Raw genomic sequence first — 3,093 nt, forward strand, 5'->3', positions numbered from 1 at the left:
GATTGACTTTTTTGCACAAGCACTGCTGGCTAATTCTAATAATTATCTGTCTCGCCCATCTCTGCTTCCTAAATATTAGACCTGAATCCTTACGTTTCTTGTACTTTGCCAACAATCGCTCTAACTCCTGCCTTGCCCAAGTTTTAGCTGCTTCCTTCCAAGGCAGAGATAGGTGCATTTTCAAAGCTTTGATTTGCTCTTGTGGGGTAGGAAGATAGGGAGCGACGGTGTTGAGGTTAGGGGTTTTATGCCTTTCGCTTTTTCCATAGGAATGCTCCAGTTTGTTAGTAAATACTTCAGATTTCTTCATGAATGCTTTTATTAACTGTTAGCTTGGTGCTGAAATTAGAGAAGTTAACTCTACCTTTGGAGGGAGTAGAGTGTATTCCTTAAGATCAAGAATTACTGAATGCAGTGTGACAGTATATGGGTAGAAGAGAGTTTAATTTCTAAAAGTGGGGGTTGCGTCCGATTTTCTCAGTTTTTTTGTGTTTAGAATTACCACTTACTACAGCAATAAAGTTGGTGTGAGGCACGACTATAAGCGACGTATAATAATTTATTACGCATCAAGATATCTCGACATCCAAAAATGTTTGATGTATCAACAAAGCAATTGGTAAATGTTCCACCCTGAGATTGGTGTACAGTAATTGCGTAGCCATATTGTAATCGCTGCATTAAACTACCTTTGACAACAAGATTGTAAGTTTCTAAAAACTCGTAATACTCTCGCCATGCATAGCTTCTCTGATTTTCAGGGAGTTTAAAGATTTCCTTTTTTGCTTCGGTTACTGCGTATTTAATTAAATCCCAAGAATCTGGATGAATCATAGACAAGCGTGCTTCTTTGCCCATGTCATTCTCGACTTCTATTCTGTATGTTTTGAATGAGCTATGTACTAAATGATGTTTATTTCCGGCATACTCCTTAAAATCTGTAACTTCGCATTCAGCACATGAATGCATAAAAATGTCTTTCTTGTTGCTAAATTCTGATTGCAAAAAGATTGGTTCTTTAGCAAATAAAATTTCTCCTATCTCTATAGGTTCAGCATCAGGGTAAAGTGCAGCCCTAATTTGTTGGTTGAGAACGTTGATTCTATTATTAGTCCATGCCAAAATCTTTGTAGAGGAACGAGAAAATTTATAAGCATTGATAGCAGATGGCAACCAAGCATCGAATTGCATTTTTTCAATGTTGCCTCGACTAAGCAATCGTGGCGGAAATTGAGAATTTAAATTTTGGCGTAATGCTGTCACATATTCAGCAATTGCCCCTGAATATCTCATGACTTGGGTTAATTCCATTCCAATGGGCAAGCTAAAGATAGGAGAAGAATCCACATTGTCTTCTATTGGTGGTAATTGCGCGGGATCTCCCATAAAAACAGTAGGAGTCCGAGAAGGAATTAAATCAAGAAGTTCTTGCCCAAGCATGGAAGCTTCATCAACAACTACCAAGTTAAACTCGTGGTAATAAGGCTCAGAAGAATAGGTATTTGGTTTAAGTCGCTGTTTGCCGTTTTCATCGTACTCCCCAGGCATAACATGAAGTAGACTATGGAGTGTTGAGATATGTACTTTTAATCCTACTTCTGTTGCCATTGCGTCTAATACGTGCCTAGCTTTATGGGTTGGAGCACACAAAGCAACTTTCAGAGGAATAGTTTTACTCTTGTCTTGTACATGAAAACATTCTTGAAAGGATTTGATTACTCGTTGTACTAAAAAGGTTTTTCCTGTACCTGCATAACCACGCAATACAAATGGCATCTCAGGCTTGGAGTTATACCAGTCATGAATTAAATCGAATGCTTGTATTTGGTTTAGAGATAATCCATCCCGATGTTTGCTTTTACTCCAGTTAGAGCTAATGGTTGTTACTGGTTTCAATGCACTCACCTCCTCAAATAAATTCAGAATATAAGAATTTAGTGCCGACTTTTTTGTTACAAGCAAGTGTAGGCTTGCTCGTAGATTTTACCTCTTAAGAGAAATATTTAGCTTTTGCAATCCGTTTCGCAAATATTTAGCTAACAAGGACTTTTCGAGTAAATAATCTGGTTTCATCGTTTGTGCCTCTTTCACCAAAACAGGAAAGTCTTCAGGCTGTTCATCACCAGCACCACGACCAAGCCACATCAGGGCAACTGCTTCTTTTACTTCCTCTGAAGAAAGCTGATAGATGTAGTCAGATAAGTTGTGTATAGGCACATTAGGATTTTGAGATTCGTACAAGTATTCAGCTAGTGCTTCTCCAAAAGTTTGTATGTCTAGCTTTGGTTTTGGGATTGAGTTAGAGTTTTGTGAACTAGAAGCTAGTTCAGCTAAGCTAATATTTTCGTGGACTTTTGTTACTGTCAAGAAGTTCATATTTTTCTCCATTTGTAGTCTGATTTTAAGCAATAGTAAACAAGGTAAATTTTTTCAAGTCGGCTATATTTCATCCTACTTATCGAGCCATGTTCAAAAATCGAGAAGTAGATAAGTCGCACAACATAGTTGCAGTACCCAATTTGCCGTAAAGGCGGTTTTTCTCCACAATCAACTCGATAGTGCGATCGCTGCTGTCATTGCTGTATACCGAGTTGCGATAGAGCATGATTAGTTGGTCACAAACCTCAAATATCTCACCGGAATTACGTAACAGATGACGGTTGGGGCGTTTATCGGCGGAGTGTTGATTCCCACGATTGATTTGACAGCCCAAAAATACAGGAATTTTGTGATACTTGGCGATATCCCGAATCTGACGAGTAATCTTACCAACTTCAAAAGCCATGTTACCGCCGGACTCCAAAGGAATCTGCTGCAAATAATCAACAAACACAGCACCAATAGAGCCACCGAATTTAGCAATAGCACGGCGAACGGCAGAGGCAATCATCGTGGGGGTGGGGGAAGAATGCTCGTAAATCTTCCAAGGCATTTCTGCCATCACTCCTACACCCTGTGCTATTTGTTGCCAATGGTGTTGAGCATTAGTTTGAATAGCGGCAGCATCTACGCCTGTGATTCGAGCAAGGATTCGGGCATTAACTTGAGTTTTGTCCATTTCTGGGGTTACATAAAGGACTGGTAGCCCAAGTT

4 protein-coding genes are annotated in these 3,093 nt (G+C 39.4%); all 4 read right to left on the minus strand.

Annotation, left to right across the window (positions count from 1 at the left end):
• On the minus strand, positions 1-310 hold a 310-nt coding region (locus tag HCR01_RS37440), incomplete at its 3' end, for a hypothetical protein (RefSeq protein WP_193200938.1).
• 188 nt (positions 311-498) lie between these two features.
• A complete protein-coding gene (locus HCR01_RS37445; RefSeq protein WP_193200939.1) occupies positions 499-1,896 on the minus strand; it encodes an ATP-dependent DNA helicase in 1,398 nt (465 codons plus the stop codon).
• A gap of 87 nt (positions 1,897-1,983) precedes the next feature.
• Entirely contained in the window at positions 1,984-2,376 is a 393-nt protein-coding gene (locus tag HCR01_RS37450) for a DUF3775 domain-containing protein (protein WP_226890077.1), read from the minus strand.
• Positions 2,377-2,455: 79 nt separating this feature from the next.
• Positions 2,456-3,093 (minus strand): replicative DNA helicase (locus HCR01_RS37455; protein ID WP_264299998.1); only part of this gene is annotated, 638 nt, incomplete at its 5' end.

Origin of the sequence: Nostoc sp. MG11, assembly GCF_014904695.1 — a bacterium.
Taxonomy (GTDB): domain Bacteria; phylum Cyanobacteriota; class Cyanobacteriia; order Cyanobacteriales; family Nostocaceae; genus Komarekiella.